Consider the following 21,553-nt stretch of genomic DNA (forward strand, 5'->3'; position numbering starts at 1 on the left):
TGCATTAAAAACGAAAATCTCTCTGACCGTCTTCAATCTCTTTTAAGTGGTACTCCAGTATCTCTCTTGTCTTTTCTCTTGGTACATTCGGAATCTCTTTCTCGATCAGTTTCAGACCGATTTTTCTGGTATCTTCTGATGCATAATCCATCAGATATTCTTTTAATGTCATCAATGCATTCGGATGACAGCAGTTCTGGATCTGACCGCTCTTGCACAGGCTCATAAAACGGTCTCCCGTTCTTCCTTCGCGATAACATGCGGTACAGAAACTCGGAATATAACCAAGGTGCATCAGCCAGTTTACAACCTCATCCAGGGATCGATTATCACTGACATCAAACTGTGCAGAATTATCATCTTCCGCTTCCGGTTCTACATAACCGCCAACGCTCGTTCTGGAACCGCCGCTGATCTGTGATACACCAAGATGCAGCACCCGTTCACGACAGGCCTGACTTTCTCTCGTAGAGACGATCATTCCGGTGTACGGAACAGAAATACGGATACATGCCACAATCTTTGCAAACGTATCATCGTCAATGCCATTATCAAAGGTCTCCGGATCAATGTCATCGGCTCTGCGGATACGCGGCACGCTGATCGTATGCGGTCCCACACCATGTACCGCCTCAAGGTGTTCTGCGTGCATCAGAAGTCCTGCAAATTCATAACGGTACAATTCCAGCCCAAACAGTACACCGATGCCTACATCGTCAATCCCCCCCTCCATGGCACGGTCCATCGCCTCAGTATGGTAAGCGTAATTGTGCTTCGGTCCGGTCGGATGCAGTTTTTCATAACTTTCTTTATGATAGGTCTCCTGAAAAAGAATATAAGTTCCGATTCCTGCCTCTTTCAGTTTCCGGTAATTTTCCACCGTTGTCGCAGCAATGTTTACATTCACTCGGCGGATCGCTCCGTTTTTATGTTTGATGCTGTAAATCGTCTTGATACTTTCCAGCACATATTCGATCGGATTGTTGACCGGATCCTCCCCGGTCTCCAGTGCCAGACGCTTATGCCCCATATCCTGGAGTGCGATCACTTCTTTTCGGATCTCTTCCTGTGTCAGCTTTTTGCGGCTGATATGCTTATTCTTTGCATGATATGGACAGTATACGCATCCATTCACACAATAATTTGATAAATACAGCGGTGCGAACATAACAATTCGATTGCCGTAAAAATCCTTCTTGATCTGCTCTGCAAGAGCGTAGATCTCCTGATTTTTCTCCTCGATATCACAGTCCAGAAGCACCATCGCCTCCCTGTGTTCCAGTCCCTTTCTCTTTTTTGCTTTCTCAAGGATCTGAGCGATCAGAGCTTCATTATGCTTATTTTCTTCCGCATAGCGAAGCGTCTCAAGAATCTCCTCGTGATTGATAAATTCTTCCGCTTTTTTTGATTCTCTGTCATACTGACACATTTTCATCTCCTGCCTTTCTTCTCCATAGTCTGACACATTCCCCAGGCTTTTTATCATTTAGCAGAACCTGTCGATATAAAAATGGATGCATCCATTTTTTCTCCATTTGTTCCCTGATTTATTTTATTATACCGACTCTGGATATGAATTGCAATCGTTGACTTTTTCTCATTTATAAGGTAAGGTTTTGTTATTCCATGATGCCAGAATTTTGAAAGTGCGAAGTACAGAACAATCCACCTCAGTATTCGCATATCGTGGGATTATCATCCCACTTTTATGCTCATATAGGGGCGGGTCCCAAGGTCTTTCATCCACCTATGAGCAAGCTCATGTGGATTTAGACCTTTTGACCCTGGCATCATATCATATTATTTCAGTCGAATATTGAAGGAGTATAGCTATGAAATACCAGAAATTATTAAGTCTCACCCGTCAGGCAGTCGATACTTACCAGATGATCGACGAAGGAGACCACATCGCAGTCGGCATTTCCGGAGGAAAAGACAGCCTGACGCTTCTGTGTGCACTCTATGGCCTGAAACGCTTTTATCCGAAATCGTTTGATCTGACTGCCATCACCGTGAACCTTGGTTTCCAGAATCTTGATTTGGAGCCAATCAAAAGAATATGCCGGACGCTTGAAATTCCCTATAAAATCGTGGATACACAGATTGCCCGGATCATTTTTGAAGAACGCCGTGAAAACAACCCATGTTCTTTGTGTGCTAAAATGAGAAAAGGCGCTCTCAATGCTGCCATTAAAGAACTTGGCTGCAATAAGATCGCCTACGCACATCATAAGGATGATGTGATCGAGACTATGCTTCTGTCTCTTCTTTATGAAGGACGCTTTTACTCGTTCCCACCGAAAACATATTTAGATCAAATGGATCTGACTGTGATCCGTCCGCTGTTTTTTGTCGATGAAGCGGATGTGATCGGATTCTGGCATAAATATCAGCTCCCGGTTGCCAAAAGTCCCTGTCCGGCTGACGGACATACACGCCGCGAGTACAGCAAACAGCTTCTGCGTCAGTTGAACCTAGAAAATCCTGGTGTCAAAAACCGGATGTTTACTGCCATTCTCAATGCGGAACTTTCTGACTGGCCGGATCGTATAATCCCTGACCGCCACTGATGGAAAGCGGAAGATATTTTCGCTGCTTTCTGCGTTTGTTGTATTTGGCAAAACCGGCCACTTTGTTGTAGACCCAGAAAGAATACAACAGCAGATCGTTCGCCTTGCCGATTTTTTCTTTGGTCGTACCATGATAATACGTGCCGCCTGCCTTGATCGGTGCTCTGCGTTTCACTTGCTCGATCAGATCGGATTCTGTATGGATCGGTTCACGAAATTCTGTATATGCCGTTCCAATGCAGTCCGCTTTGTGAGAATCACTGCCGCCAAACTCTGCCAGAAAGTACTTTCTGGCCGCCTTCTTTGCTTCCTGATTCCGTTCTTCCACTTCACAGGAATTGTATGCCTCAAGGAAATCAAACTCCTGCATGATCTTCGGATTTCGCTGATATTTCTTAGAACTTCCAAAACTTAAATATTTCTCTCCAAACGGATGTGCCGGTCCGAGAATTCCTCCGTAAGCATGTACGACCCTGGTCAGCAATTCTACCGGCATCCCCCGCATTTCCAAAATACGCGGCTTTACACCTTCCGGCAGAATTACCAGAAAATGTCCTGCATTGTTTGTATCATACTCAATTCCCTTCAGCACTACGAAGTCCGTATACTTTTTTCCTTTGATGTGATCTCTCCAGTATCTGTAACCATTATAAGAATTATGGTCAGATACCAACATTCCCTGATAACCTTTTTCCTTCAAAATGCGAATATATTCTTCAATTCCGACTTTTCCATCCAAAGATCCCTCTTTTGTATGGCAATGCATATCAAATTTCACAAGAAACTCCTTCCTGAAACGCTCTTTGTACTGAAAAACCACATTCACAGAACGCTGGTTTTTCAGCTTCTTTCCTGTCTGCGACGTGCATGACGTTCCTTCTGTTCATCTGCTTCTCTTTTTCTGTGACTTTTTTTCTCTCTCTTATCTTTTCCCTTTTCTTCTGTGACATCCGATGTCTCTGAAATATTTTCTGCCGGTTTTTCAAGCAGAAAAACACTGTAGCCTGCTGCCAGTGCCGCAAGTGATGAAACCGGATATACCCACCAGTCTTCCCGGTGCAGCAGCGTCTTTATAACAAAAAACATCAGTACTGCACAGACCAGAAACAGCCCCGACCGGTAAAACCGAAAAGCCAGTATACCCAGGATCACCGCACAGACTGCACCGATTCCGAGACACAGTCTCACATTTGCGAACAGTACACGGCTCAGCTGATATCCGACAACCATTCCCGTACATGCTGCTATTACACAGAACAGCAGCTTTCGAAATCCCTGAAATATGTTCATTGTATGTTTTATTCCTCCGTTCTTCTGACACTTCCCTTTTCTCTTGATTGAATAAGCTTCCCATTTCTATATCACAGCAGAAAATCCATCCAACCGAAATTTTTGTTTTCTACTATTCTTCTCCTGCTAAGAGTATAGCACAGCTGCCTGCTTTTTGCTACCTCAATCCCTCAAAAAGCATCTGGACTCTTTTCCCTTCTTTTTCAAGCAAAAAAACATCCGTTCTTTCTTCAGATTTTCTCTGATTCTTAAGAACGGATGCCTTTCGCTTTTTATTTCTTATACCACTTTTTATTTTATTCTTCTGCTGTCTCTTCTGTCTCTGTCTCCGGTACAACATTATGTACGGCTGTTACCGTTGCCACAACTGCTTCCGGATCGGTTGACAGATCAATCTCTTTATCTTTTGCAATCTCCAGATCCTTTACACGGATCGTATCGCCGACTTTCATATTTCCAACATCTACTTTTACTTTATCAACCAGTGCTGCCGGCAATGCTTTGTATGCGATCTCACTTAAACCTTCCTGTACAACACCGCTTGCAACTTTCTCTGCATTTACCAGAATGACTTCTGCAACGGAATGAACTTTTTCATTGCTTACCAGAGCCTGGAAATCAATCTCATCCACTCTTCTTGCCATTGCATTGTACTGAATGTCTTTGATCAGGGCATCATACTGTTTGCCGTCTACTTCCAGCATAACCTGACTACCTTTGTTATCTACTTTGAGCAACTGCTCTACATCTTTCTTACTCAGCTTCAGCATGATAGAATTTTCTATCTCTCTGCCAAATAAGTTACCAGTAACAAATCCTTCTCTTCTCAGTTTCTTTGCTTTTTCATCTGTGCTTCTTTTTTCAGCTTTTAAAGTATTCATTTATCTTTTCCTCCAAAAATCTGATTTCTTAGCAGCCTTCAACAAAGAGGTTTTGTTAAGTTCTTTCTTGTTACGCCTATATTATAATCGTTATATAACAAAACGATTAACCAAAAATCAAATTCTTTTCGGCTCTTATTTGTGCATTTTTTTCGTATTTTCTGTAAAGCGGACATTCACAATCCGCTTCGCTACTTGCTCACCGCTTAGTGCTCTGCACACTTGAAGCGGGGGAATGGTTCTCTGCGTTCAAAAAATAGTACAATTCTTCGGAAGCATCCGGATTTATTTCTCTTTTCTGAGCCTCCAGCATCCGTTTTACCTTTTTTTCATCGTGGATCAGACGCACACCGCTTACCACCTGACCAATCGCTGTCTTTCCGGAAACGCTCATTCCAAGCATCCGGAAAAATCTCCTGTTTTCCGTCTCACATCCCGGAATCGGCCGGATATGCACGATTGGGATACCACTGACTGCCGCTTCGGTAGAAGTCAGTCCTCCCGGTTTCGTAAAGATCACATCACAGGCTTTCAGATAAAGAGGCATCTTTTTTGTGTAACCGACAAGCGTTACCTCTTTTCTGTTTTTATATTTCTGCTGAAGCTTTTTCTTTAACTTCTGGTTGCTTCCACAGATGACCACAAGATTTTCCTTTTTGCTTCGCATTGCCAGCAAAAGTTCCAGGATATGCACGATTGCTTTTGTTCCCATACTTCCTGCCGCCAGCAGAAAATATTTCTTTTCCTGCTCCAGTCCAAGCATATCGCGTGCCTGTTCTCTGGAAATATCCTCCCGGCACTGCCTGGATACCGGAATACCAAACGCTTTCAGTTTATATGCTGGAATTCCTCTTTTTATGATCTCCGGATGCAGTTTTTTATGCGGTGTAATATAATAGTCGCAGTCGGTTTCTTCCCAGAACGGGATACAGGTGTAGTCTGTCATCACGGCCACCGTAAGCGGCAAAGCAAACCCATTTCTTCGCATATAAGTAATCGTTTCTGCCGGATAAAGATGTGGCATAACGATCGCATCCACCGGATTTTCCTGAAGATATTCTTCCAGATAGCGTGCCATTCTGGCATTTGCATAATACACCGGAGATTTTTTCATCAGTCGACTTACCACCATTCCAAGTTTATACGCCACGCCAAACATGGCCGGTGCTTTTTTAACAACCTTCACATAACCATCCCCGACCAGTTTTGATACTCCTTTTCCGGCAAGAGACAGATAATCCAGCACTTCTGCACATTCACCATGCTCGCGGATTGCTTCTGCGATCGCCTGTGCCGCCGCATTATGTCCGCCGCCTGTATTACAGGATAAGATTAGCACTTTCATTTGATTTCTCCTCCATCAGATGATGCTTATAGATCACAATACACGAAATCAGGACACATCCTAAAAGAATCGCAGGTATGGGAACCAGAGACAGGCAGCCGACACAAAAACAGCCAAAAGTCACAATTGAACGTCTGCGATGTGAACGGATCTTAAAAACCACCGAAAATAAGATATAAAAAAACGCCAGCAAAAGCACCGGTTTCCAGATTGGAAACAACGCCAGCAGTACCCCAAAAGAAACTGCAATTCCCTTTCCACCTTTTCTTCCGTGAAAAATTGAGAAGGCATGTCCAAACACCGGTGCCGCCATCACAAGAGCAAAGATCAGCTCCTCTGTACTATAATTCTGACGATACAGTATCACCGGCAAATATCCCTTGCCCATATCCGCCAGCAATGTCAGAATCCCGCACCAGAATCCGCCAAACACAAATGCATTATACGTTCCCGGATTTTCATCCTCTGCAAGTTTTCTGATATCAACGCCCTTCAACAGCCATGTGATGCGATATCCAAACAACATGCTCCCCAAAAAATATCCAAGAAAAACATATGCCAGTTGCATCCTTCTTTTCCTCCAGCCTCTTTTTCTTATTCGAAAGGCAGTTCAAAAGAAATATCGCTTTCCATATCTTCCGAATATCCCTCTAACTCCTGTTCGTATTTCTGCAGAGCTTCCGTAACTGCCATCCGCTCCTTTTCCTTTCCGTTTACAAGATACAGATCAGCCGCCGCCATAAACAGAATATCATTCTCATCTGTACAAGGCGTATCTTCTGAAATATATTTTCTTACAACGTCCTCCGCCCCTTCCAGATCTTTCAGGGTCATTTTTGCGTACACAAGAGCTGTTGCAGCCATCTCATGCTGATCTTCTGCATACCATTTCTCACAGAATTTCAGTGCTTCTTCCTTTTTATCTTCCGCAGCCAGAGCTGAAGCGATCCGAAACTTCAAATCTCCCGGATATACTTCCTGCCACTGGAACAGATTCAACAGTTCCTCACATCTTTCCATTAATTTTTCATGTTCTTCCCTTGCATCCAGCTCGTCCAGATAATCCTCGATCCAGTCTGCCACACCATACGCAAAATCCGTAGCATCATCCATTTTCAGGATCTCAGCTGCATACTGCGGATCTTTTTCTCTTCCCTGTGCAACAAGTTGTTTGAAGACGTCATAAGCCTCATCCCACTGAGGACAGTTATCCTCCAGCTCACTCATATAACAAATTTCCGTCAATTTATCAAATTTTTTCCATAATTGCTTCATTTTCTTCTCCTGTTCTTTTTCATAGTTTGTTTTTATGTTTTATTCACGTTTCCATTTTCTTCATTTTACACATACAGTATTTTTACGTCAAGAATATTCGCCGTATATTTCTTAACAAATCTATCTTTCTTTTTACTTTTATCTCTCATCTTCCTACAAGGCGATTTTTATCAGCATAAGTATAAAAATAGCACGCATCTCTGCGTACTATACTCCTTTAATCAAATACAGTTATTTTCATAAATTCTATCATATACTTTCTGAGCTTCTCGTCCAAACTCATTGTAATCATAATAATCTGGTGGTGCAAATCCTTTTCTATCAATACAATCCCCAATAGCATCCAATATTTGTCTGACCTTCCCCTGAAGAATCCATCGGTGTATAGCAGTCGTCTGTCGTTTTCTTCGGTTTGAATTTTTCAACAAATTCTTCATAAGTTTTGCTTTTTATGTTTCTCACCTCCTTAAAAAAGGGTACAAAAATACCACCAGTCGAAAGACCAGTGGTAAAACTACGGAACTAATTCCGTTATTCCCTTTGCTGCTTTATATAACCTTTGCATAATGCTGTTTTCGCTCAGATATTCAAGACCTTTTAAAGTGATACGGATGTCATCGATATCCACACTGGTTCCACCTGCTACATATTTCTGTATCTTTACCCCTTTTATATATCCTGCATCCAACAACATTTCCATGTATTTATTCCAACGTTCATCAGAAATCTTCAATGCTTCCGGGCTGATGCTGTCCGGATTAAACTTCTCCAGATCCATGGACCTTTCCAGTGTAAAAAGTATTTTGTAAATGATTTTGAAATTGTCCATAAGCATCACCCATCATAGCTTTTCAGCTTCCACAATTCGACTTTCGAGCGGATAAATGCAATATCCTTCTCCAGAAGCTCTCTTTCTTCCGGCGTGATGTCGTTGTATTTTCCCATCTCATAGCGTGGGATATGATACGACAACTGCTCCAGTACTCTCTCCTCCAGAATGTCATGCTCCACTTCATAAGCTCCAATAGAAATGATCCAGAGTGCTTCTGATGTGCCAATAAGCAGCTCATTATCTTCTTCTGTCATCCAGTCTGTGACCTGTCTCGGTGTCCAGCCATAAAATTCTATTAAATTCATGGCATCATGAACTCTGTCTTTATATTCCTGATATGTAAGATCATCTTCTGCTCTCATACTTCATCACCTCAAGCATCATCTAATTCGTCTGATAAAAAATGTCATCCCTTATTGATTCCAACATGTATGTCTTCGGAGATGCTTCATAGTTTGCGTCCATCCAATATACGGATTCGTCTTCAATATACTCCATGAAATCAATCTCTGTATCAACATCTATTTCAAAGTTGCCATTCTTCTCTGATTTTAGCACACGCTGAACAAGTTCATTATCCGGATACATTTTTTTAAGAAATTCAATTTGATCACTTTTGAGTTTAAACTTTCGCATTTTTTATTCTCCTAAATATAGTCGGCGTCTGTTGGATTACATTGTAGCAGTATACCGCTGTCTGGATTTACTGTCACAGTTGCGTATTTTCCGATATACTTCTGACTTCTTCGCCCCTGCCTGTCGGTCTTCACAGTTCTGACATCTAACAGCGTTTTTAATGCTTCGGATATATCGTCCACTGTTACTCCTGATCTTAGTTTTCCTGTTTTAGGATCGCTCATGTTTCCAAATTTTTCAGGCTCATTATACTTCATCTGCCTGAAATCCGCAAGGCTTCCTGCATCTTCTTTCAGGACTTCCCTGTACCGTTCGTACTGGTTCGAATCAATCTTAGCATTTCGCATCATCTCCGGCGTATAGCGTACGTTCTGCTGGTTTCTCACCTCCTTAAAAATGGGTACAAAAATAGCACGCATTTCTGCGTGCTTAGGCTATTTCATGAATCATCTGATTTTGAAGGGGCAAAAAAGGGGTAGGATTTTGCCGTTCTGTTCCGGCACAGAAAAACAAAAAACGACTGAAATCCTTGATTTTACAGGGTTTTCAGTCGTTTTCCTATATATGCATATTGCAAAAAATGCCGCAGACCGGACTTTCTGAGAAAACCCGGAAAGCCGCATAAACACTGTATTCTTGCTGTTTTCCCTCTCCAAATTTCTCGAAAAGGGGCAGAAAAGGGGCGAAATAATTACAATCCTTGTAACGCTTCCCTTTCCGTGGCACTTGTCCAAGAATGTTCGAAGCTGGTCAAGCCGGTGCCGCTGATCGCCCTGGAATAGATCCGCTGCCGGTCAGCTTCCGGAAAGAACGGCTTGAGCTTCTTCGCCCTTGACGGCTTTCTAAGCTCCCTGAGTGCCTTTCTTTCATGCGTCCTTGCCATCTCAACCGAGCATCCCAGCTCCTCGCCTATCTGTTTGAGTGTGCGGCTCTGCCGGTACCGCATCCGGATAGTTTCTGCCTGTTTCTCCGGCAGTGTGTCCACCGTTCCCCACAGTACCGCCCTAAGCTCTTCCTGCTCTACCCTGTCCAGCACGTCCCCCTCAACGTCAGCCGTCCCCGGCAGCAGGTCACCCACCGTGCAGTCGTCCCCCTCTCCCACGCTCATGTCAAGGCTCTGTATCCTGCCCGTGCTGGCACTTCTGGCGAGTTCTATGGTATTGCTCTGTATATCACCAAAATACCGCCGTAGCTGGTCATTTGCTGGCTTACAGCCGTATTCTTTCCGGTGATCGTCCACTATTTTTTCATACTGGTGAGCCTTTGCCCTGGCATGGGATGGCACACGTACCACAGAACTACAGTTCTCCACATATCTCTGCATCTGCTGCCGGATCCAGTAACCGGCATAGGTCATAAAAGCTACGCCCTCCTGCGGTTTATACTCATCTACCGCCCTGCAAAGCCCTATATACCCCTCCTGTTTCAAGTCCTCGATGTCCTCAAATGCCTGGTAATTCTTTGCTATCAGTCCAATATATCCCTGATTCTGCTGCCAGAGCCTCAGCATATTGTCTGGAACGTCTATGCTTGCCTGGATCCGTGCCACAAGCTGCTCGTTTGTCACGTTTTCCTCTCCCATGTTCGCCACCTCCGCATATAAAGAAAGCCCCGGAACTTCTGTCCGGAGCTGTTCTGCAGTTCTGATCGGCTTATAAACCGGCTGCCTCTCTCATAATCAAGTTGACGATATCGCCATAATCTGCACCAAGATAAGTGTCTGCCGCATCCCCGATCTCATGCCCATATGCTTCGCACAGCTTCACCAGGTCATTTTTTACTTCCGGCAACAGGTGCAGCGTTTTCGGGTAGCCGTCTGCCAGCATATCAAACTTATTTCTTATCTGTTTGACCGCTCCTGTTCCATCCACGGCTTTTCCTTCCAGGAAGCTCTTGTTATTCTCCTTTGCGACTGCTGCCAATGCCAGGAGTGCAAGCCTGTTACCCTTGAACTTCTCCGCTACGCTTCCGATCAGCTCCAAAGACAGTGCTTCCGGACTGTTTGCCAGGAGTCCCACGCACGGCATGAGCTCCGGATCCGCAACACTGAGTGTCTGATCCAGACTGTTCACGGTGTCTTCAAGGCTTTCAAGCTGAATCTTGATTGTGTTGCACGTTCCGGCGGTCTTTCTGACAAGATTCTCTCTTGCCGTCTGTGCACATTTCTCTTTATATTCTTTCGTGTATTCGATCTGTTTCTGTACTGCTGCCAGTGTCTCCGTATACTCTTTATATGCACTTACTAGCTTACCCAGTCCACTAAGCACATCTGTTGAAATGTTCGCTACTTCGGTAAATCTCTCTTTCATCATTCAGCTGTTCCCCTTACTCCACCAGTGATAAGTCATCATTTAATTTTGTCTGCAAGAACTGCGTCATGCTGTCCATGCTGCTGGATACGTCCGTCAATCCCTGGTTGAATGCATTCCAGGACTTTGACGCCGCCTGTACTGCGTTGATCGTGATATACTTATCAATATTCGCTTTCAACTGCTCCAGCAGGCTTATATTGCGGCTCCTGTTGTCACCTGGTACTTCTGACGCATAGGCTCTGATATTTGCATCATCGCTCTTTAACAGCTTCTGGCGGACCAGTTCAAGTGCTGCATGATCGCCTCGGTATGTTTCAACAACTGCCCGCATATCTTCCGGGCGGCTGATCGCTTTATTTTCAATCATCACAAGCACGTTCTGCAATCCGATCTGGTAGCCTGCGTCTGTGATCTTGCCTTTTAATGTGCTCACCCATTTCTCATTCAAGCCTGCGATGCCATTATTTACCGCCTCAGCGGCTTTGTCGTGGTATCCCTGGACAGTTGCCTTATATCTGTTAAAAAGCTCCTGCATCCGGGTTTCTTTGCCCGCTGGCGTAGTGTAAGGATCACTGTCAATCTGCTGCTTTTCTCTCTGCATCGTTTCATATGCCGCTTTGTATCTGGCAAAAATATCAATTAACTGTCGTTTTGGTGTCATAGTCTTTACCTTGTCCTTTCTGATCCGTAATATTGCCCCGGCACGGGAACAAAAAAAACGCAGGAACAAACCGACTCTGTTTGAGTCCTGTTCATTCCCACGCTTGTTAAGCTTCCGTTTATGGCTCTGTGCCGTATAACCGGGGTACTTCTGCCCCTATTATAACGTACTCTGTGGCTCTGTACAAGCTTTTATTGCCTTGCCTGTGCCATTTTTCCAAGAGCTTCTTGCAGTACCTTAGAACAGCTTATGCCGTTCTGCTCTACGAAAGTGTTAAGCCATGCCGGAATTGTAAGGGTTTTCTTTACGGCATTACTGCCGTATTTTGCTGCGTATGCGTCCATATCCAGAGCAACCAGGCTGACAAACTGCCCCGGTTCGGCTGTTACGTCCTGGATCAACGAAGCATGAGGCACCGGGTTGCCGTCTTCCAGCTCGGTCAGAACCCAGCCACTCGCCGCATCTTCTGCCATGAATAAGGCTTCTGCCATGTCCTCGCCCTCGGTCACGCATCCCGGAAGGTCTGGAAATTCAACCGTATAGCCGCCGCTGCCATCCTCAAAAGGTGTAAATAATGCCGGGTAAACTAATTTCATCTATCATCACTCCTTTTCTTGGGGAGGCTGGGGCTTTATGCCAGCCCCACCTGTTTCAAGATTGATTTTACTGTTGTCGGGTTCAGGTCTTTCCCTGCGTGTCCTGGGACAGTTACCTTACCCGGTTTCGCTGGGTGCTTATACTGGTGATGTGATCCAACTTGTTTCACTTCATACCAACCATCAGCCCTCAGTATCTTGTCAATTTCTCTGTAACGCATGTGCACCTCCCTTACATTGTCTATTATAGTACGTGTTGCACGTATTGTCAAGGTATTTTATACTTATTATACGTATTATTTTACAAAAAAGAAAGCAGCTTTTCCGGCTGCTCTCCTGTTTATTATTCGCTTTCCTGCGGCATCTTATCCGCTATGCCCTCTATTTCCACATAAGCCTTTTTATAACGTCCCTGCTGCCCTTTTGCGACCTTGCAGGAACGCATGACAGGTGACAGCATACCGACAATCTGCTTCAACTCTTCCGGCTTCTCGTAGCTGATTTTTATTTTTGCACTCATTAGCCTCTCCTTTCCGGTCCTGGGATCTCCCGTCAGAACCTTAGCACTTCCCAACTTTCCAGTGCGTCAAACTGATCTGCTCCCCTGCAAAGGTGTGCCCGTTTCGTTACCCCCTTCTTGCTTCCGATCAGTGGCAAGGGGATAGCGATTTGCGACCCCCATTATATTTTCAACGTTAGCATTTGTTAGCATCCTGCAAGGTGTCACCATTCTGGTGACCCCTTTTGATGGTCTGACATTCCGGACAATCCCGGCAAGTCTCCACCATTTCTGCCAGTCCCTTTCGTTTGCTATCCTGCTGCCGTCCGTCTGCCTCTGGTAACGGTTTCAGGAAGGGCAGCAGCTCTATTCGTGGTTTTGGAACGTTGCAACGCTGAGTCGGTGTTTTACCTGGTCAGCATCCGGGATCTGCAACGCCTGCCCCCTTTTGTTTCGTCCTGGGACATTGCGAACGCTCGTTATTGTTTCCGAACGCTCGCATACGACCGTGAACCTTTTCACTCTTGTTCTTGTCTTTTCTCGACTTCCCCTCGACTTCAATAGCTCCGGTGCGTCCTGATCGCCCCGCCAAAGGCTCCCAGGAAGGCACCTGCATGAATTACTCTGTCTGTTCCTGCGTGTTACCGTGTTCACTAATTGCCAGAGACTCCAATACTTTTATGATATTGTAATATTGCCCCCCCATTTCTCTGACGCTAAGGAGTGCATCTCGTGCGTAATCAGCAATAATGTTGCTGCTGATCCGGTTACGGTTGTATTCATGTTTTTTCATGTAATCTTCTTTTGTCTCTGCCATTCTCTCGCTTAAGTCACTCGCCATCAGTTCCCCGTTCTCTGTTGCAATTTCTGCCGCTGAAAGTGAATTCTCAAACGCTCTTGCCAGCTTCAGAAGCTCTTGTAATTTCTCTGTGTCTACGATCGTCTTACCCTTCATCATCTTTTTTGTCCTTGCCCTTTCCGCCGCCCTGTGCTATTCTGGCAGCAGGACGGCTATTCTGTGTTTACTATTCCTTGTCCAACAGAACGTCCCCAGCGATGCAGAACGCTCCACTGCTGCCGATACAGCTTGTAAGGCGGCTGAGGTGTCCGCTAATGCCTTCGAGAGCGTCTGCAATTCGCTCAAGCTGTTCAATTTCCATTGCTTTCTCTGCCTGTTCCAGGCTGATCGTGCACCCTCCTGCGGCGTCCGCACATTCTTTGATAATTTCCAGCGTTCTCACGCTTCCCTCTCGCTTCATCATGCTTTCTTCACTCCTTTTTCTAACTCTACGGTTCTGTAAGTAGCTTCCTTGAGCCACAACACATTCACAAGTTTATAAATCTTTTCCCATGCTTCCGGGTTCTCAATGTGCTGCAACATGGTAAGCGTGCTGTCTTTGTGCTGTTCCGGTTTCTGCTTCGTCAGCAGTCCCCCCGGCAAATGCCATTGAATACATAAAACGGATATTTTCGCCGCTCGCTTTGCTCATTGCTCTAAAAAGTTTTACCGTCATGTCTGTTGCTGGCATCGGTAACGGTGTTTCTCTGTTCTCCATGTTATCCTCCTTGTTCCGGTATCCTGCCCGGTTCTCTTTGTTCGTTCTTTGTTCGTTGCCCTTTTAGGGACTCAGAAAATGAATATAATGCTGCTACTCTTCCAACTGGCTTACCGGTACAAGCTTGAGCAGATCTGGTCTCCTGTTCTCCATAAGCTTTTTGACGCTTCGTGTTGAAACATTGTAAATCAAACTTGTGTAATGCTCGTCTGTATATGATGTATCTGCATAGAATCCGCAGCGTGCCATAGCCTGTTTAAATTCTTCGTGGTCAATGTCTGCAAGACGCTCGTCATTTTCCTTTGCAAGTCTTAACAAAGTTCTGGAATCACCATAATACATATTAAAGCGTTTGATCGGCTTCAAGTTTCTGCTGATCCAGTTACGCAGCATAAACTGTCTGTCAACTCTTGTTAAAAATGTCATATTATCCCCTCTCTTTCTCCCCAAAGGGTAGTTTTGCTAGTTTTGCTATTCTGCTCTTTGGGGTAATTTTGTCATTTTTGTCATTTTGACTTTTTTGGTATTTTTGGTATTTTGTCCCGTGTCCTTATTTCCTCTGCTCTTCTTTCCACTGGTAGTAAGCCGGGTTTATGTAAATCTGCTCACTGACTCTTCCACCTCTAGCCGGTTTCTCCTTTTTGATGGCAATATAGCCATGCTCAACCAGCACTTGTAAACCGGGTTCCATCTCTTCCACCGTTGAAAACTGCCGACATAATCGCAACAAGTCACGTTTTGTTATTGTTTTGTCACGTTTGTCACATTTGTCACGTGTCTCTATACGTGAAATTATGTATTTTGCGTCCTTTACGTCTTGTGGATCAGATAACCCCATCATGTCAAATGCTGCCTTAGAGTGCTCAAGATAGTACTGACCTACTTTTATAGCTCCTGCCAGTGTTTCGGCTTCCAGAGGTACGTTCACAGCGTCCCATCCATACTTTACTATATGGAATATAGCAGCTATACGCATAGTGTTGCCGTGAAGCTTCCCCGCCCATTCTTCTATCTGTTCCAGATCATCCGTTAAACGTCTCTCAATCTGCTGGTTGTATATCTCACTTTGTAAGTCTGCTTCCTCACTGAGGTGTATAGTTCTTTCAAAGTCCATTTCATTCGTCTTAAACAGATCCTTAATCAAGTTGTTATAATCTTCCTTAAGAGCTTTATTTACTGGTTCTGTGCGGTATTTCCTGCTACCAACTAAAGAGTTGGGTATACTGTACAGGAATCTTGCAAGTAATCCTCTGCCAGAGAACTCTTTATTATCCATAATGTCACATATAACTTGAGGTTGTACCGCAAGTACAATAGTGATAAGTGGGTGCTTTAAGGTATTTCCCTGTCTGCCTATCCTTGCAGTAGAGTAGTATTCACCAGAATAACCTTTTAGAAAGATATCTATGTTTGTATGATCGTTGTATCTTCCTGCCATAGTACCGAAAATACCGCCCTCAGCCGATACAATACCAATTCTGTCGTCATTCTCTTTCATGGTACTTACAAGTGCTTCCGGTGTTACATCATCTACGATTAACTTTAATTCTTTTAATCCTTCTTCCTCCAACTTCCTCAGTTCTTCCTGACACTCCAGCAAATCACTCATAGTATATTCACTATCTTTCTTCTTGTAACTACCAGCTATTTTCCTGGAAATATTAGTTATTTGACCGGTTAAGATCTTCTTTTTTGTTTCGTTCTCTGATATCTCCGGCTGTCTGCGTTCGTTTTCTTCTTCCATGTATTCGAATACCGGTGCGGATACCATCTTAAGTGTTGGTGATTTCCTCTCTGATGGTCTCATAACTACCACCGCATAGAGGTTTACAGGTTCCTCCCAGTCCGGTTTTACCTGTATTCTATACTTACCCTGTACACATAAAGAGATGATTGCAATCACAAACGTTGCTACCATGTCAACAGAGACTTGTAAGGATTCTGCTGTTGCTTGTATGTATGGGCGGATCTTATCCGGTAACGCATCCACCGGGAACTCACACAGTTGTTTTTGTGTTCGCACCATAGGAGCAAAACTAGCAAAACTAGCAGAACTACTGTTTCCACCCTCTGTGACAGCGTGACAAACGTGACTTTCGTGACAAAACTCTCTGTTGTGCTCCGTTTCTTCCCGGTTCAATCGTTCTTGCTCTGCTGCAAGTTCTGCCTCTGCTTCTGCAAGTGCTTCTCTTTCTGCTCTAAGAGTTCGCTCTCTTTCCTCAAGCTCCGCTGCTTCTGCTTCAAGATCTCTGCTTTCTTCTGTCTCCATGCTTCCTCCTTCCTTTTTCTGCTGATCCAGTCTGTCAGGTCTGTGAGATCTGGACGGAAATAGTTACAATACGCACGATCAAAGGCTTCGTATTCTTCCGGCAGCAGTTCCCTTCTTAAGGTGTTGAAGATATCGCCGCCCGGATAGTACAAGATCGCCTCTGTGCGTTTAAATACTTCCGGTGTCCACTCGTGCCGCTTGACTGCTGCCGTGATCGCCTTAACTTCTGATCTGATTTCCTGAGCCGTCATAAGTTTCACCGCCGTAAAAGCCTAAACTTCTTGCTACCTTCTGCGGACTGTATACTGGTACGTGCTTGCGTGCGTTCTTGTCCTGGAGCATTTTTCTAAACTGCCAGTAGTCCGTGAACGCCAGGAAATTGACACGCTTCAATGCTCCATCACCCAGCACGGTGTAATCTCCGTATCTGCCTCGCTCCTGTTCCAACTCTTTAACGATCATTCTGGCTGTTCGGTCTGAAATCTGGTAATGCTCGCAGATACCCTTAATGGATGCTACCGGGTTGCCGTATGTGACTTTTAAAATTGTCATGTGCTTGTTCTCCTTTCTGTTATGCCTCTGCAAAGCTTTATTTTGCCCTGTGAGGTGTTTGTCTATGCTACGTGTGTATTTCTGCGGTTTGCCCATGTAAGAAGCTTACAGGCTACCCAAAGCCACAAAAACGCCGCTATAACGATCATGTCCGCTTCTTTCAGTACGGTATATCTGACCATCCAGCAGAACGCACCTGCTGCCACTGCTGCCGATGTGATCCCCACAAGGGTCTCAATCAGTAATGCTCTTGCTCTCATGCTTTCACTCTCCTTTCTCTTGCCCTGTGTGCTGCTTCTTTTACCTCTGACAGCTCTTTTAATTCCTGGTCGATGCTTTTAAGCTCTGTTTCATATTCCGGCAACCAGGACGCACCAGAGTGCAACAGAATGTCCATTCTACGCTTGCACAGTTGCGTGTATCTCAATACCTGCTGATCTGTCATGCTTCTGCTCCTTTCCGGTCTTAGACCTCACCCACGCACCGCCACAGTACTTTTAGTGATTTAAAATCAACTTACTTTTTAAAAAAAATCGCTTCTTTATCGCTGAGTTTTGTTATTCCTAACAATTCACACAACATTGTTATTTCTCCGGCTTTAAATTCCTTTTTATTGCCAATTTTCAACGCAAATCCGTACTCGGAAAGTCCTAAATAATTAGCAACATACTTAAGTTTTAAGCCTTTTTCTTTGATAATATTTCTTAACTTTTCTGTATCTGTCATTGCTTCTCCTCCTTTCTGATGATTTTAAATCATCTGTTTAAACCTTATCACTTTGATGATTATAAGTCAACTATTTTTTTCTTTTTTTACAAAAAAGATTGATTTTAAATCACTTTTTTGTTATGATAAGATGGGAAGAAAGGAAGGAAAATTTATGGCAAACATAGGAAAACGAATCAAAGCCAGGCGAGAAGAATTGGGAATGACGCAAGCGGAACTTGCGAAAAGATTGGGTTATAAAAGTAAAACCACTATCGCCAAAATAGAAAGCGGTGTAAATGATATCGTACAAAGTAAAGTGGTTTCTTTTGCTGAAGCTCTTAACACCACACCGGCTTATTTGATGGGATGGGAAGAAAAAGAAAGTTTAGGGAGTATATTATCAAAAAACCTTAAAATGTATCGGGAAACATTCGGGCTTTCTATATCGGTAGTTGCTTCTGCTCTCGACTCGTCTCCTGATTATGTAGAGGCATTAGAAAATAATACGTTGACACCAACCCCCGAGGAACTTCGAGCACTTGCAGATTTATATTGCATACCGGTTCAGGATTTTTGGAGCACTCAGGAAAAGGAACGCCCCAACCCTAAAGCCGAATATATTATGAATTTGCTATATGAAAACGGTTATGAGATACGAAAATGTTGGTACTTAGGTGACCCCGGTTATCATGTCCTAAATAAAAACAAAATGCTGGGCTATTTTGTTGACCCCGAAACCCTTAACACTTTTTTACATTCCGTAAATGATTTTGCTTTATACAACTTTGATAAAATGCTCTCTAATTTCAAAGCGAACGAGGTAACGCACATGCTTTTATCCGATCGGGACGAACCGAAAGCCATGAACGCCGCCAATGACCGAGGGGCAACACCGGAAGAAAAGAAAAACGCTGATGATATTATGCACAATCCGGATGAATGGGAATAGCTGATCTACTTTCTTCCGGAAATGAAAAAAAGCTGACGGGATAAACACCCCATCACCTGCAGATCTATTCCTGATCAGGATGGTATAACAAAATGTTCTGCCAGATGCTTTTGCTCAAAAATGAGCAGAACACGATCCCAGGTCTTTTACTCAAAAATGAGTAAAACCGCTTCCCATTTTTGGGAAGTAAACCTTATACGTGCGTATCGTGTCAACAAAAATGAGGTCGCAAAACTCGACCCCATGCAGTAACAAACTACACTCTCATTATTTTCATGGAAAAAATGTGGATTGGAAAAGGGTGTATCAAAAATGTTCCACCGTTTCGCCGGCGAAAAAGGCAACAAAAAAGCCCCAGCCCTTCGGGTACAGGGTCGAAGCTTCTTTGATCGTTTTGGTTATGCACTATTACCAGAATAGTTTACTATAATTTCAAACTTACGTCAACTAATTGCTAGTATCTGTAACTTTTTGAACTATGATCAGACCGGCAGCAGTTGAAAAACACCGGAAAATGTCTTAAACTTCACTCACGCACCGCCACGCAAAGAGGAAGGAAGATGTTTTTATGTGGGTAGAGAAAACCAAAACAGGAAAGTACAAGTACACGGAGCGTTACACTGACTACATGACCGGGAAAATACGGCGTGTAAGCGTAACTATGGACAAGAACAACCCCAGTACAAAGAAGCTCGCACAGCAGGCACTGCTGCGAATCATTGAAGAAAGACAGAACGAACAACCGGAAGAAGTGCAACCGCTCACCCTCTGGCAGCTTGTGGAACACTACAGAGCCTACCAAAAGCAAAGTGTTAAGGAATCCACTTACCGCCGGAACTTCTACCAGTGCAAGGCTTTACTGGGAATCTTAGGGGCTGACGTCCTCGTTGAGAACCTGACAGCGAACTACATCAAAGAGCGGTTCTTGCACACAGGGGAGGCTTTCAGCACACTGAATGAACGCAGAATAAGGCTCATTGCCCTGCTTAACTGGGGATATGAAAACGATTATATCGCAGACGTTGCCTATCTCCGCAAGTTCAAACCGTTCAAGGATACCACACACCGGGAAAAGATCCAGGATAAATACTTGGAATCTAAAGAGCTTACAACGCTGATCCGGGGTATTGAGATTAAAAAATGGCAGCAGCTTACCCGGTTTCTCGTCCTGTCCGGTCTCCGGATCGGTGAGGCTCTGGCTCTGACTGCTGCCGACCTGGATATGTATAACAAAGTCATTCACGTAAATAAGACTTATGATGCAAATAACAGGAGCGTGGGGACTCCAAAGACATTGTGCTCTATCCGGGATGTATATATACAGCCGGAGCTTGAGCCGATCTGCAGAGACCTGCTTTTAACTGCCAAGCTTGAAAGCATGGCGTATGGTGTCCGTACTCCGCTCTTGTTCTTCAACCGGAACGGCAACCATATAAACCCATTCAGTTACAACAAGTATCTGCGTGAACGATCTGAGAAGCTTATAGGGCGGCGGATCACAGCACACACACTCAGGCACACACACGCATCTATGCTGCTTGCTTCCGGTGTGAACATTGAGACCATAGCACGGCGGCTCGGACATGAGAACAGCAAAGTGACCAGGGAAATTTATTTGCACGTGACAGAGAAACTGACAGAGCGTGATAACGACCAGATCAGACAGGCAAAAATCATCTGATTTTGAAGGGGCAGAAAAGGGGCAGGATTTTGCCGTTCTGTTCCGGCATAGAAAAATAAAAAACGGCTGAAAACCTTAATTTTACAGTGTTTTTCAGTCGTTTTCCTATATATGCATATTGCAAAAAATGCCGCAGACCGGAATCGAACCGGTACGGGTATCACTACCCACGGGATTTTAAGTCCCGGGCGTCTGCCAGTTCCGCCACTACGGCATATTCATTATAAATGGGACCTACAGGGCTCGAACCTGTGACCCTCTGCTTGTAAGGCAGATGCTCTCCCAGCTGAGCTAAGATCCCATTAAACGACCCAGATCGGACTCGAACCGACGACCTTCGCCGTGACAGGGCGACGCTCTAACCAACTGAGCCACTGGGCCATACATTGTAAAAGTATAACTTGTTGTCTTTGCATCAAATATTTTAATATTTGATAGCTTGAATGGACCTTCGGGGACTCGAACCCAGGACCGACCGGTTATGAGCCGGTTGCTCTAACCAACTGAGCTAAAGGTCCAGAAGCCGATGATCGGACTCGAACCGATAACCTGCTGATTACAAATCAGCTGCTCTGCCAATTGAGCCACATCGGCATATCCGTATATACTTTTACGAAATGACTCCTACGAGAATCGAACTCGTGTTACCGCCGTGAAAGGGCGATGTCTTAACCGCTTGACCAAGGAGCCTTATTTACTTTGCTGAATCTCTCAGCGACATTAACAATTTTAGCATAGATATTTATAAATATCAAGTACTTTTTTTAATTTCTTTCATTTTTTGTAACTTCACAGTTCCTGTTCGCATCAAGCATACATTCTATAAAAAGCAAAAAAAGACCTGCAGTTTTTACTGCAGGTCAGCTCCCCGAGTTGGGCTCGAACCAACAACCCTTCGGTTAACAGCCGAATGCTCTACCATTGAGCTATCGAGGATCACA

The 21,553-nt window shown here is 44.3% G+C and carries 31 protein-coding genes and 7 tRNA genes; 3 read left to right on the top strand and 35 right to left on the bottom strand.

Annotation, left to right across the window (positions count from 1 at the left end):
* Window positions 1-4: 4 nt before the first annotated feature.
* A complete protein-coding gene (hydG, locus tag LKD42_RS05445; RefSeq protein WP_022118751.1) occupies window positions 5-1,429 on the bottom strand; it encodes a [FeFe] hydrogenase H-cluster radical SAM maturase HydG in 1,425 nt (474 codons plus the stop codon).
* Between the two features lie 403 nt (window positions 1,430-1,832).
* On the opposite strand from hydG, the gene LKD42_RS05450 reads away from it, so the two are divergent.
* Entirely contained in the window at window positions 1,833-2,570 is a 738-nt protein-coding gene (locus tag LKD42_RS05450; RefSeq protein ID WP_248835036.1) for a tRNA 2-thiocytidine biosynthesis TtcA family protein, read from the top strand.
* Here the strand turns inward: LKD42_RS05450 and LKD42_RS05455 are convergent.
* From LKD42_RS05455 to LKD42_RS05585, 27 genes are all read right to left on the bottom strand, one after another.
* Window positions 2,518-3,348 carry a PHP domain-containing protein gene (locus LKD42_RS05455; protein WP_173865698.1) on the bottom strand — a complete coding sequence of 277 codons (831 nt, stop codon included), beginning with the start codon at window positions 3,346-3,348 and terminating at the stop codon, window positions 2,518-2,520. The two genes, LKD42_RS05450 and LKD42_RS05455, sit on opposite strands and share 53 nt — an antisense overlap.
* Before the next feature lie 62 nt (window positions 3,349-3,410).
* On the bottom strand, window positions 3,411-3,860 hold the full coding sequence (locus LKD42_RS05460) for a hypothetical protein (RefSeq protein ID WP_248835037.1): 450 nt from the start codon (window positions 3,858-3,860) through the stop codon (window positions 3,411-3,413).
* 296 nt (window positions 3,861-4,156) lie between these two features.
* Window positions 4,157-4,741: a 50S ribosomal protein L25 gene (locus tag LKD42_RS05465; RefSeq protein WP_022118755.1), complete on the bottom strand. Its 585-nt coding sequence runs from the start codon at window positions 4,739-4,741 to the stop codon at window positions 4,157-4,159.
* Window positions 4,742-4,940: 199 nt separating this feature from the next.
* Window positions 4,941-6,086, bottom strand: a complete 1,146-nt coding sequence (locus LKD42_RS05470; protein ID WP_248835038.1) for an MGDG synthase family glycosyltransferase — start codon at window positions 6,084-6,086, stop codon at window positions 4,941-4,943.
* On the bottom strand, window positions 6,061-6,621 hold the full coding sequence (locus LKD42_RS05475) for a glycerol-3-phosphate acyltransferase (RefSeq protein ID WP_283094964.1): 561 nt from the start codon (window positions 6,619-6,621) through the stop codon (window positions 6,061-6,063). Before LKD42_RS05475 ends, LKD42_RS05470 begins: the two co-directional genes overlap by 26 nt.
* Before the next feature lie 59 nt (window positions 6,622-6,680).
* Entirely contained in the window at window positions 6,681-7,361 is a 681-nt protein-coding gene (locus tag LKD42_RS05480; protein ID WP_022118757.1) for a hypothetical protein, read from the bottom strand.
* A gap of 221 nt (window positions 7,362-7,582) precedes the next feature.
* A complete protein-coding gene (locus LKD42_RS05485; protein ID WP_215658702.1) occupies window positions 7,583-7,798 on the bottom strand; it encodes a hypothetical protein in 216 nt (71 codons plus the stop codon).
* A gap of 77 nt (window positions 7,799-7,875) precedes the next feature.
* Window positions 7,876-8,190: a YjcQ family protein gene (locus LKD42_RS05490; protein WP_173896224.1), complete on the bottom strand. Its 315-nt coding sequence runs from the start codon at window positions 8,188-8,190 to the stop codon at window positions 7,876-7,878.
* A gap of 5 nt (window positions 8,191-8,195) precedes the next feature.
* On the bottom strand, window positions 8,196-8,555 hold the full coding sequence (locus tag LKD42_RS05495; RefSeq protein WP_248835039.1) for a hypothetical protein: 360 nt from the start codon (window positions 8,553-8,555) through the stop codon (window positions 8,196-8,198).
* 22 nt (window positions 8,556-8,577) lie between these two features.
* Window positions 8,578-8,829 carry a hypothetical protein gene (locus tag LKD42_RS05500; protein ID WP_173896226.1) on the bottom strand — a complete coding sequence of 84 codons (252 nt, stop codon included), beginning with the start codon at window positions 8,827-8,829 and terminating at the stop codon, window positions 8,578-8,580.
* Window positions 8,830-8,840: 11 nt separating this feature from the next.
* Window positions 8,841-9,179 carry a hypothetical protein gene (locus LKD42_RS05505; protein ID WP_248835040.1) on the bottom strand — a complete coding sequence of 113 codons (339 nt, stop codon included), beginning with the start codon at window positions 9,177-9,179 and terminating at the stop codon, window positions 8,841-8,843.
* 341 nt (window positions 9,180-9,520) lie between these two features.
* Complete coding sequence (locus tag LKD42_RS05510; protein ID WP_248835041.1) at window positions 9,521-10,411, bottom strand: sigma-70 family RNA polymerase sigma factor; 891 nt, start codon at window positions 10,409-10,411, stop codon at window positions 9,521-9,523.
* A gap of 70 nt (window positions 10,412-10,481) precedes the next feature.
* Complete coding sequence (locus LKD42_RS05515) at window positions 10,482-11,141, bottom strand: hypothetical protein (RefSeq protein ID WP_248835042.1); 660 nt, start codon at window positions 11,139-11,141, stop codon at window positions 10,482-10,484.
* A gap of 13 nt (window positions 11,142-11,154) precedes the next feature.
* Window positions 11,155-11,802, bottom strand: coding sequence for a hypothetical protein (locus LKD42_RS05520; protein ID WP_248835043.1), 648 nt, complete (start codon window positions 11,800-11,802; stop codon window positions 11,155-11,157).
* A gap of 191 nt (window positions 11,803-11,993) precedes the next feature.
* On the bottom strand, window positions 11,994-12,398 hold the full coding sequence (locus tag LKD42_RS05525; protein WP_022118138.1) for a type II toxin-antitoxin system HicB family antitoxin: 405 nt from the start codon (window positions 12,396-12,398) through the stop codon (window positions 11,994-11,996).
* Between the two features lie 35 nt (window positions 12,399-12,433).
* Complete coding sequence (locus LKD42_RS05530; protein ID WP_248835044.1) at window positions 12,434-12,619, bottom strand: type II toxin-antitoxin system HicA family toxin; 186 nt, start codon at window positions 12,617-12,619, stop codon at window positions 12,434-12,436.
* A gap of 122 nt (window positions 12,620-12,741) precedes the next feature.
* Window positions 12,742-12,918 carry a hypothetical protein gene (locus tag LKD42_RS05535; RefSeq protein ID WP_248835045.1) on the bottom strand — a complete coding sequence of 59 codons (177 nt, stop codon included), beginning with the start codon at window positions 12,916-12,918 and terminating at the stop codon, window positions 12,742-12,744.
* A 598-nt stretch (window positions 12,919-13,516) separates the two neighbouring features.
* Window positions 13,517-13,855, bottom strand: a complete 339-nt coding sequence (locus tag LKD42_RS05540; protein ID WP_248835046.1) for a hypothetical protein — start codon at window positions 13,853-13,855, stop codon at window positions 13,517-13,519.
* Window positions 13,856-13,922: 67 nt separating this feature from the next.
* A complete protein-coding gene (locus tag LKD42_RS05545; protein ID WP_248835047.1) occupies window positions 13,923-14,159 on the bottom strand; it encodes a hypothetical protein in 237 nt (78 codons plus the stop codon).
* A 102-nt stretch (window positions 14,160-14,261) separates the two neighbouring features.
* The gene (locus LKD42_RS05550; protein ID WP_248835048.1) at window positions 14,262-14,453 is read right to left on the bottom strand and encodes a hypothetical protein; all 192 of its coding nucleotides are present in this window, start codon (window positions 14,451-14,453) and stop codon (window positions 14,262-14,264) included.
* Window positions 14,454-14,546: 93 nt separating this feature from the next.
* On the bottom strand, window positions 14,547-14,879 hold the full coding sequence (locus tag LKD42_RS05555; protein ID WP_248835049.1) for a hypothetical protein: 333 nt from the start codon (window positions 14,877-14,879) through the stop codon (window positions 14,547-14,549).
* A gap of 124 nt (window positions 14,880-15,003) precedes the next feature.
* On the bottom strand, window positions 15,004-16,479 hold the full coding sequence (locus LKD42_RS05560; protein WP_283094965.1) for a YfjI family protein: 1,476 nt from the start codon (window positions 16,477-16,479) through the stop codon (window positions 15,004-15,006).
* 110 nt (window positions 16,480-16,589) lie between these two features.
* Window positions 16,590-16,973, bottom strand: coding sequence for a hypothetical protein (locus LKD42_RS05565; protein ID WP_248835050.1), 384 nt, complete (start codon window positions 16,971-16,973; stop codon window positions 16,590-16,592).
* A complete protein-coding gene (locus LKD42_RS05570) occupies window positions 16,942-17,274 on the bottom strand; it encodes a hypothetical protein (protein ID WP_248835051.1) in 333 nt (110 codons plus the stop codon). Before LKD42_RS05570 ends, LKD42_RS05565 begins: the two co-directional genes overlap by 32 nt.
* 62 nt (window positions 17,275-17,336) lie before the next feature.
* A complete protein-coding gene (locus tag LKD42_RS05575) occupies window positions 17,337-17,534 on the bottom strand; it encodes a hypothetical protein (RefSeq protein WP_248835052.1) in 198 nt (65 codons plus the stop codon).
* Entirely contained in the window at window positions 17,531-17,671 is a 141-nt protein-coding gene (locus LKD42_RS05580; protein WP_248835053.1) for a hypothetical protein, read from the bottom strand. The genes LKD42_RS05575 and LKD42_RS05580 overlap by 4 nt, the downstream gene beginning before the upstream one ends.
* Window positions 17,672-17,790: 119 nt before the next feature.
* On the bottom strand, window positions 17,791-18,000 hold the full coding sequence (locus LKD42_RS05585; protein WP_173897169.1) for an HAD family hydrolase: 210 nt from the start codon (window positions 17,998-18,000) through the stop codon (window positions 17,791-17,793).
* A 154-nt stretch (window positions 18,001-18,154) separates the two neighbouring features.
* Between LKD42_RS05585 and LKD42_RS05590 the strand changes: the two genes are divergently transcribed.
* Together LKD42_RS05590 and LKD42_RS05595 are read left to right on the top strand one after the other, a co-directional pair.
* The gene (locus LKD42_RS05590) at window positions 18,155-18,931 is read left to right on the top strand and encodes a helix-turn-helix domain-containing protein (protein WP_248835054.1); all 777 of its coding nucleotides are present in this window, start codon (window positions 18,155-18,157) and stop codon (window positions 18,929-18,931) included.
* A gap of 568 nt (window positions 18,932-19,499) precedes the next feature.
* On the top strand, window positions 19,500-20,612 hold the full coding sequence (locus tag LKD42_RS05595) for a tyrosine-type recombinase/integrase (RefSeq protein ID WP_248835055.1): 1,113 nt from the start codon (window positions 19,500-19,502) through the stop codon (window positions 20,610-20,612).
* A 128-nt stretch (window positions 20,613-20,740) separates the two neighbouring features.
* Here LKD42_RS05595 and LKD42_RS05600 read toward each other — a convergent pair.
* The 7 genes from LKD42_RS05600 to LKD42_RS05630 all read right to left on the bottom strand — a co-directional run bounded on the left by LKD42_RS05600 (window position 20,741) and on the right by LKD42_RS05630 (window position 21,548).
* A tRNA-Leu gene (locus LKD42_RS05600) sits at window positions 20,741-20,826 on the bottom strand.
* A gap of 14 nt (window positions 20,827-20,840) precedes the next feature.
* Window positions 20,841-20,913, bottom strand: a tRNA-Val gene (locus LKD42_RS05605).
* A gap of 6 nt (window positions 20,914-20,919) precedes the next feature.
* Window positions 20,920-20,993 (bottom strand) — tRNA-Asp (locus tag LKD42_RS05610).
* 63 nt (window positions 20,994-21,056) lie between these two features.
* Window positions 21,057-21,130: transfer RNA gene (locus tag LKD42_RS05615), tRNA-Ile, on the bottom strand.
* 3 nt (window positions 21,131-21,133) lie between these two features.
* Window positions 21,134-21,206, bottom strand: a tRNA-Thr gene (locus LKD42_RS05620).
* 24 nt (window positions 21,207-21,230) lie between these two features.
* Window positions 21,231-21,302, bottom strand: a tRNA-Glu gene (locus LKD42_RS05625).
* A gap of 174 nt (window positions 21,303-21,476) precedes the next feature.
* Window positions 21,477-21,548 (bottom strand) — tRNA-Asn (locus LKD42_RS05630).
* Window positions 21,549-21,553: the final 5 nt, after the last annotated feature.

Source organism: Hominisplanchenecus faecis, assembly GCF_020687205.1.
Taxonomy (GTDB): Bacteria; Bacillota; Clostridia; order Lachnospirales; family Lachnospiraceae; genus Hominisplanchenecus; species Hominisplanchenecus faecis.

What these genes read in the sequence shown, in the direction of transcription:
- hydG (WP_022118751.1), bottom strand. Translation starts at nt 1,429, where the DNA reads ATGTGTCAGTATGACAGAGAATCAAAAAAAGCGGAAGAATTTATCAAT.
- LKD42_RS05450 (WP_248835036.1), top strand. Translation starts at nt 1,833, where the DNA reads ATGAAATACCAGAAATTATTAAGTCTCACCCGTCAGGCAGTCGATACT.
- LKD42_RS05460 (WP_248835037.1), bottom strand. Translation starts at nt 3,860, where the DNA reads ATGAACATATTTCAGGGATTTCGAAAGCTGCTGTTCTGTGTAATAGCA.
- LKD42_RS05465 (WP_022118755.1), bottom strand. Translation starts at nt 4,741, where the DNA reads ATGAATACTTTAAAAGCTGAAAAAAGAAGCACAGATGAAAAAGCAAAG.
- LKD42_RS05470 (WP_248835038.1), bottom strand. Translation starts at nt 6,086, where the DNA reads ATGAAAGTGCTAATCTTATCCTGTAATACAGGCGGCGGACATAATGCG.
- LKD42_RS05480 (WP_022118757.1), bottom strand. Translation starts at nt 7,361, where the DNA reads ATGAAGCAATTATGGAAAAAATTTGATAAATTGACGGAAATTTGTTAT.
- LKD42_RS05485 (WP_215658702.1), bottom strand. Translation starts at nt 7,798, where the DNA reads ATGAAGAATTTGTTGAAAAATTCAAACCGAAGAAAACGACAGACGACT.
- LKD42_RS05490 (WP_173896224.1), bottom strand. Translation starts at nt 8,190, where the DNA reads ATGGACAATTTCAAAATCATTTACAAAATACTTTTTACACTGGAAAGG.
- LKD42_RS05495 (WP_248835039.1), bottom strand. Translation starts at nt 8,555, where the DNA reads ATGAGAGCAGAAGATGATCTTACATATCAGGAATATAAAGACAGAGTT.
- LKD42_RS05500 (WP_173896226.1), bottom strand. Translation starts at nt 8,829, where the DNA reads ATGCGAAAGTTTAAACTCAAAAGTGATCAAATTGAATTTCTTAAAAAA.
- LKD42_RS05505 (WP_248835040.1), bottom strand. Translation starts at nt 9,179, where the DNA reads ATGATGCGAAATGCTAAGATTGATTCGAACCAGTACGAACGGTACAGG.
- LKD42_RS05510 (WP_248835041.1), bottom strand. Translation starts at nt 10,411, where the DNA reads ATGGGAGAGGAAAACGTGACAAACGAGCAGCTTGTGGCACGGATCCAG.
- LKD42_RS05515 (WP_248835042.1), bottom strand. Translation starts at nt 11,141, where the DNA reads ATGATGAAAGAGAGATTTACCGAAGTAGCGAACATTTCAACAGATGTG.
- LKD42_RS05520 (WP_248835043.1), bottom strand. Translation starts at nt 11,802, where the DNA reads ATGACACCAAAACGACAGTTAATTGATATTTTTGCCAGATACAAAGCG.
- LKD42_RS05525 (WP_022118138.1), bottom strand. Translation starts at nt 12,398, where the DNA reads ATGAAATTAGTTTACCCGGCATTATTTACACCTTTTGAGGATGGCAGC.
- LKD42_RS05530 (WP_248835044.1), bottom strand. Translation starts at nt 12,619, where the DNA reads ATGCGTTACAGAGAAATTGACAAGATACTGAGGGCTGATGGTTGGTAT.
- LKD42_RS05535 (WP_248835045.1), bottom strand. Translation starts at nt 12,918, where the DNA reads ATGAGTGCAAAAATAAAAATCAGCTACGAGAAGCCGGAAGAGTTGAAG.
- LKD42_RS05540 (WP_248835046.1), bottom strand. Translation starts at nt 13,855, where the DNA reads ATGATGAAGGGTAAGACGATCGTAGACACAGAGAAATTACAAGAGCTT.
- LKD42_RS05545 (WP_248835047.1), bottom strand. Translation starts at nt 14,159, where the DNA reads ATGATGAAGCGAGAGGGAAGCGTGAGAACGCTGGAAATTATCAAAGAA.
- LKD42_RS05550 (WP_248835048.1), bottom strand. Translation starts at nt 14,453, where the DNA reads ATGGAGAACAGAGAAACACCGTTACCGATGCCAGCAACAGACATGACG.
- LKD42_RS05555 (WP_248835049.1), bottom strand. Translation starts at nt 14,879, where the DNA reads ATGACATTTTTAACAAGAGTTGACAGACAGTTTATGCTGCGTAACTGG.
- LKD42_RS05560 (WP_283094965.1), bottom strand. Translation starts at nt 16,479, where the DNA reads ATGGTGCGAACACAAAAACAACTGTGTGAGTTCCCGGTGGATGCGTTA.
- LKD42_RS05565 (WP_248835050.1), bottom strand. Translation starts at nt 16,973, where the DNA reads ATGACGGCTCAGGAAATCAGATCAGAAGTTAAGGCGATCACGGCAGCA.
- LKD42_RS05570 (WP_248835051.1), bottom strand. Translation starts at nt 17,274, where the DNA reads ATGACAATTTTAAAAGTCACATACGGCAACCCGGTAGCATCCATTAAG.
- LKD42_RS05575 (WP_248835052.1), bottom strand. Translation starts at nt 17,534, where the DNA reads ATGAGAGCAAGAGCATTACTGATTGAGACCCTTGTGGGGATCACATCG.
- LKD42_RS05580 (WP_248835053.1), bottom strand. Translation starts at nt 17,671, where the DNA reads ATGGACATTCTGTTGCACTCTGGTGCGTCCTGGTTGCCGGAATATGAA.
- LKD42_RS05585 (WP_173897169.1), bottom strand. Translation starts at nt 18,000, where the DNA reads ATGACAGATACAGAAAAGTTAAGAAATATTATCAAAGAAAAAGGCTTA.
- LKD42_RS05590 (WP_248835054.1), top strand. Translation starts at nt 18,155, where the DNA reads ATGGCAAACATAGGAAAACGAATCAAAGCCAGGCGAGAAGAATTGGGA.
- LKD42_RS05595 (WP_248835055.1), top strand. Translation starts at nt 19,500, where the DNA reads ATGTGGGTAGAGAAAACCAAAACAGGAAAGTACAAGTACACGGAGCGT.